We start from the raw sequence: 5,815 nt of genomic DNA on the forward strand, positions 1-5,815 counted from the left end.
TTTAGATTCCAAGAGAGTGGTGGGTTACGCTATCGCTAACCCACCCTACCCATTGAAGGGAGAAGAGTTCATAGTAGGGTGGGTTAGACGGCAACAATCTAGGCGTTAAAGTCAATCTAACAATCCGTCGTAACCCACCGCACCCACCGCTTTAGTCAACCGAAAGGATGTTTGATTTATGTTTGAAAATAAGATTGATCAGGTTTTACGCGCGTTAAAGGAGATGTTGGGATGAAGGATTGGCCATCTGTCGCACTAGGCGATATTTTTGAAATTGCTCGTGGTGGTTCGCCAAGACCGATTCAGAATTTTCTGACAGAAGAACCTGACGGTGTAAACTGGGTAATGATTGGTGATGCTTCGGATAGTTCAAAATACATTACACACACTAAAAAGCGCATTTTGAAGACTGGTGTTAAGAATTCACGCATGGTCTATCCGGGTGATTTTTTACTTACGAATTCCATGAGCTTTGGCCACCCTTATATCATGAAAACATCTGGTTGTATTCATGATGGATGGCTTGTTTTAAGTAATAAAAAAGGTGTTATTGATCAAGATTATTTTTATCATCTACTAGGTTCTGATCTAATATATGCAGAGTTTTCCCGTCTTGCTTCTGGTTCAACTGTAAAGAACTTAAATATTGAGATAGTTAAAGGGATTAAGGTATCCCTCCCACCCCTCGAAGAACAGCGAAGAATTGCGGCAATTTTAGATAAAGCGGATGGGGTGCGACGCAAGCGCAAGGAGGCAATTCGGTTGACTGAGGAGTTGTTAAAATCGACTTTCCTAGAGATGTTCGGTGATCCTGTTACTAATCCGAAAGGGTGGGAGATAAAAACGATTGAGGATATTACTGTAAATCAGAAAGGTGCCATTAAGCGCGGACCATTTGGTGGTGCATTGAAAAAAGATATTTTCACTCAAGTAGGGTTCCTCGTTTACGAGCAATATCACGCACTAAATAATGATTTTTCGTTTGAAAGATACTACATTGACGAAGATAAATTTGAGGAGATGAAAGGATTTGAAGTAAAACCAGGGGATATTATTATTAGTTGCTCAGGTGTTTATCTTGGTAAGTTGGCAATCGTACCTGAAAATGCAAAGCCAGGTATTATCAATCAAGCTTTGTTGAGGATCACACTGAATCAGAGAAAAATGAATAACTATTTCTTTGTATACCATTTTAGTCACGAAAGTTTCCGTGCCAAGTTCTTTGCCGCTAATAGAGGATCGGGAGTACCAAATTTCCCTCCGATTAGTGAATTCAAGACATTCCCATTTATTGTTCCTCCAATTGAGGAACAGAATAAGTTCTCAGCTAGACTTCAGCAGATTCAAGGCTTTCGATCAAAAGCCTACGAGGGTATCAAAGAATCCGAAAATCTCTTTAATTCCCTTTTACAAAAGGCATTTAGGGGGGAACTGTAGCCATGGCATCCGGCGGATTACTGCCATAATCTTGTGGGAAATACCATTAAAAAAGACCGTTAGACAATTAACCAAGATTCCTATCATCTCACACTGTCACGAGGGAAAACCCTAGATAAAATAACCGAACTTGCTGTTTTTTTATATAACTGTTAAACAATAACCAAGTAAAATATAGAGATAGCCAAAACTTTGGGGATAATAGACTGGGGAGCGCAATATGGACTCAAACTTCTCCTTCCTGCGAGATCAATTCCCGACAATCTACGAACACGCCGGCCAAGCGGAGGGATTAGTCTTCAGCAACCCCCGGGCCAGTTGCTTCTATACCCGTTTTGTCCTAGAACAAATGGTCTGCTGGCTCTATGAAAACGACCCCTACCTGCAACCGCCCCGGGACAATAGCCTAGGCGCTCTTATCCACGAGCAAACCTTTAAAGATAACCTTAAACCAGGACTTTTCGGCAAAATTCGCACCATCCACAGAATCGGCAACAACGCCGCCCACGATACCAGCACCATCAGTGAACGGGACTCCCTGCACCTGATCGAGGAACTATTTCATCTCACCTACTGGCTCGTGCGCTACTATGGGCAGAATGGGCGAAAATTGGGCGATATTCGCTTCGATCGCCAGAAGATACCCCCAGCCGCACCCCCCGCTCCCAAACAACTGCAAGACCTCGAAAAACGCCTATCCCAAAGCGATGCCCTGCGCCAATTGGCCGAAGCAAAACAGCGCCAAACCGAGGCCGAACTGGCAGCCGCTAGGGCCGAACGGGATGCCCTCCTCGCCCAAAACCGAGCGATCGCTGACCAGCACGACTACAACGAAGCCGACACCCGCCGCTACCTGATCGATGTACTACTCCAAGAGGTCGGCTGGGATACCAAAGCCCCCAACGCCACAGAGTTCGAGGTGTGGGGGATGCCCATCCAAGAAGCGGGGGATACTGGGCGCGGTTTCGTCGATTATGTACTATGGGGCGACGACGGCAAACCCCTCGCCCTCGTGGAGGCAAAACGCACCAGCAAAAGCGCCGACAGCGGCCAACAGCAGGCCAAACTCTACGCCGACTGCTTAGAAAAAGACTACAACCAACGCCCCGTTATTTTCTACAGCAACGGCTTTGAAACCTATCTCTGGGATGATCTCGCCTATCCCCCCCGTCCCGTCCTCGGTTTCCTGCGAAAAACCGAGCTAGAACGGCTAATTTTCCGCCGTTCCCACCGTAAACGCCTCAGCAACACCGCCATTAACGAGGATATTGTCGGCCGTCCCTACCAGAAAGAGGCCATCCGCCGCATTACCGAAACTTTTGAAGAAAAGTGCGCCCGTAAGTCCCTGTTGGTTATGGCCACCGGAAGCGGTAAAACCCGAACTGCGATCGCATTGGTGGAACTGCTCAAGAGCGCCAATTGGGTAAACCGAGTCCTGTTTCTGGCCGATCGCAATGCCCTATTAAAGCAAGCCTATCGAGCCTTTCAGCGTCATCTACCCAGCGTTACCGTCCTGCATCTGACCCGCAGCAAGGACGTGACGGGGGCTAACGTTATCTTCTCCACCTATCAAACCATGCTCAACGCCATCGATCGCATGGATGCAGAGGGGCGAATCTTTGGGGTGGGTTATTTTGACCTAGTGATCGTCGATGAGGCCCATCGCTCCATTTATCAGAAATACGGCGAAATATTCGATTATTTTGATGCCCTGCTGGTGGGGCTAACTGCCACGCCGCGCTCGGAAATAGACCGGGACACCTACCGCATTTTCCAGCTACCCCAGGGCTTGCCTACCTTCGCCTACGAGTTAAATGATGCCGTTAGGGATGGCCACCTCGTCCCCCCCAAGGGCGTTACTGTGCCGTTTAAGTTTCTGCGTACTGGGGTTAAATACAGCGATCTAACCCCACAGGAGCGGCTAGACTACGAGGAGAAGTTCCGGGACGAGGAAAGCGGCGAACTACCGCAGGCAATTAACGCAGCTGCCTTTAATGACTGGTTGTTCAATATCGACACCGTGGATCAAGCATTAGAATTATTGATGCAACGGGGGCTAAAGGTCAACAGTGGCGATCGATTGGGTAAAACGATTATTTTTGCCCGTAATCACCGACACGCCCAATGTATCTGCGATCGCTTTAACAGTAACTATCCTCACTACAAAGGTCATTTCGCCAAAATTATTGACAGTCACGACAATTACGCCCAGAGTCTGCTCGATGACTTCAGCGAAGCCAACAAAGAACCGATTTTGGCCGTCTCGGTGGATATGCTCGATACCGGCGTAGATGTGCCGGAAGTGGTCAATTTGGTCTTTTTTAAGCCCGTATTCTCCCGGGTGAAGTTCAATCAGATGATCGGGCGCGGGACCCGTCTCTGTCAGGATTTGTTTGGGCCTGGCAACCATAAAACCGAGTTTCTGGTCTTCGACCTCTGCGGGAATTTCGAGTATTTCGAGCAGGATATCGATGAAACAAGCCAGAAAATACCCGAAAGCCTCACCAGTCGCCTAGTTAAACATCGCCTCGAGTTGGCAACCCGCCTCGCTCCCTCCAAGCCAAGCGCAACACCTAGGGCAAGAGAGCAGTCCTCTACTTACAAAGTCGATCGATCCGGCGACCTATACACGAGTTTGCTCGATGCACTCCATCAACATATCGCCACCATGCCCCGGGATAATTTCCTCGTGCGTCGTCGCTTGCCGCAGGTGGAGACCTTTAGTCAGCGCCAGCGTTGGAACAACCTCAGTCAGGAGGACGCGGCCACCATTGCCGACTCCTTGGCCGGTTTACCCAATAGTCTGCCCAATGAGGATCCCCTGGCCAAGGAATTCGACCTTCTCTGTGTGAAACTGCAATTAGCCATTCTCAAGGCCGACCGTAGTTATGAGCGATTGCGGGACAAAGTGCGGGATATTCTCGGTCAACTGGAGACTAAGCCCGATATACCGATGATTAAGGGGCAATTGGCCTTGATTCGCGAGGTGCAGGACGAAAGCTGGTGGACCGGCGCAACGCCGTCGGGAGTGGAGAGGATTCGGGTGCGTGTCCGGGATCTGGTCAAGTTTATCGATCGCCAAAAGCAGCAGATCGTGATCACCGATTTTGTCGATGAGATGGGGGAGGTGCAGATTGTCGATATTCCCACCCATCAGACCGGTTTTAGTCGCGAACAGTATCGCCGGAAAGTCGAGGCCTATATCCGTCAGCATCAGGATCAACTTGCGATCGCTAAGTTGCGGCGCAATATCCCCCTAACGGAGACGGATTTATCTGCCCTAGAGGAGATGCTATTTTCGGCCGCAGAAATTGAGAGCCGTCAGCGTTTTGAGGAGGTTTTTGGCCAGACAAAAAGCCTCAAGCTTCTGATCCTGGAAATCGTCGGACTTGATCCCGCAGGGATCCGCGTAGCGGCACGCCAGGCGGCTAAACAAGCTTTTGCCCGTTATTTGCAGGGGACAAACTTCTCGGCCAATCAAATCCGTTTTATCGAAAATATCATCGATATGCTCGCTAAAAACGGAGTTATCAATCCGGGGGCGCTCTACGAGCCTCCCTTTACTGATAACCATCCCGAAGGTCTAGATGGGATGTTTAATGATCAGGAAGCTGATCGGATCGTCTCGATTTTGCGATCGTTTAATGAGTCCGTTGATGCGGTCTAAGAGTAAGCGCGGATGAAGAAATAAAAGCATGAAAACTGACACGATTTTTTATCAACTCTTTCAATCATTCCCCTCTATCTTCTTTGAATTAATTCAACTCCCTATCAGCGAAGCCAATAACTACCGCTTTGACTCAGTGGAAGTCAAACAATTTTCTTTTCGTCTTGATGGAGTCTTTCTGCCTCAAAATAATCACCCCCAGACTCCTATCTACTTCTGTGAGGTACAATTTCAAGAAGATGAGGCTTTTTATCAGCGCTTTTTCACTGAAATATTCTTATATCTCAGTAAAACTGACTTAACCAATGATTGGCGGGGTGTGATTGTCTATCCTAACCCTCAAGTAGAAACCGATAAAGTTCAACGCTATCGGGAACTCCTCAACTCCGAGCGAGTGAGACGGATTTATCTGAATGAATTAGAAAACATTCCTCAAACTTCGATTGGTTTAGCTACAGTCCAATTAATCACCCTATCTAAAGCAAAAGCGATTGATAGCACCCGAAAATTAATCCAAAGAGTGCGGCAAGAATTAACCCCCGACCAAAAACCGCAAGAACTCTTACAATTAATAGAGACGATTCTTGTTTATAAGTTACCGCTTCTCAATCGTCGGGAGATAGAAACTATGTTTAGTTTAGATGAATTAAAACAAACTCAGTATTTTCAAGATGTGCGCGAGGAAGCGCGTCAGGAAGGTCGTCAGGAAGG

General features: G+C 47.8%; 3 protein-coding genes. All 3 read left to right on the forward strand.

The annotated features are described in order from the left end of the window. The first annotated feature begins 231 nt into the window (after positions 1-231). Complete coding sequence (locus O9300_RS08040; protein WP_287971151.1) at positions 232-1,437, forward strand: restriction endonuclease subunit S; 1,206 nt, start codon at positions 232-234, stop codon at positions 1,435-1,437. A 220-nt stretch (positions 1,438-1,657) separates the two neighbouring features. Next, on the forward strand, positions 1,658-5,104 hold the full coding sequence (locus O9300_RS08045) for a DEAD/DEAH box helicase family protein (RefSeq protein ID WP_287971153.1): 3,447 nt from the start codon (positions 1,658-1,660) through the stop codon (positions 5,102-5,104). Between the two features lie 28 nt (positions 5,105-5,132). After that, positions 5,133-5,815, forward strand: a 683-nt coding sequence (locus O9300_RS08050) for an Rpn family recombination-promoting nuclease/putative transposase (RefSeq protein WP_287971155.1), incomplete at its 3' end; no start/stop codon positions are given.

It is taken from the genome of Microcystis sp. LE19-195.1E (assembly GCF_027532095.1).
Classification (GTDB): domain Bacteria; phylum Cyanobacteriota; class Cyanobacteriia; order Cyanobacteriales; family Microcystaceae; genus Microcystis; species Microcystis aeruginosa.

What these genes read in the sequence shown, in the direction of transcription:
- O9300_RS08040 (WP_287971151.1), top strand. Translation starts at nt 232, where the DNA reads ATGAAGGATTGGCCATCTGTCGCACTAGGCGATATTTTTGAAATTGCT.
- O9300_RS08045 (WP_287971153.1), top strand. Translation starts at nt 1,658, where the DNA reads ATGGACTCAAACTTCTCCTTCCTGCGAGATCAATTCCCGACAATCTAC.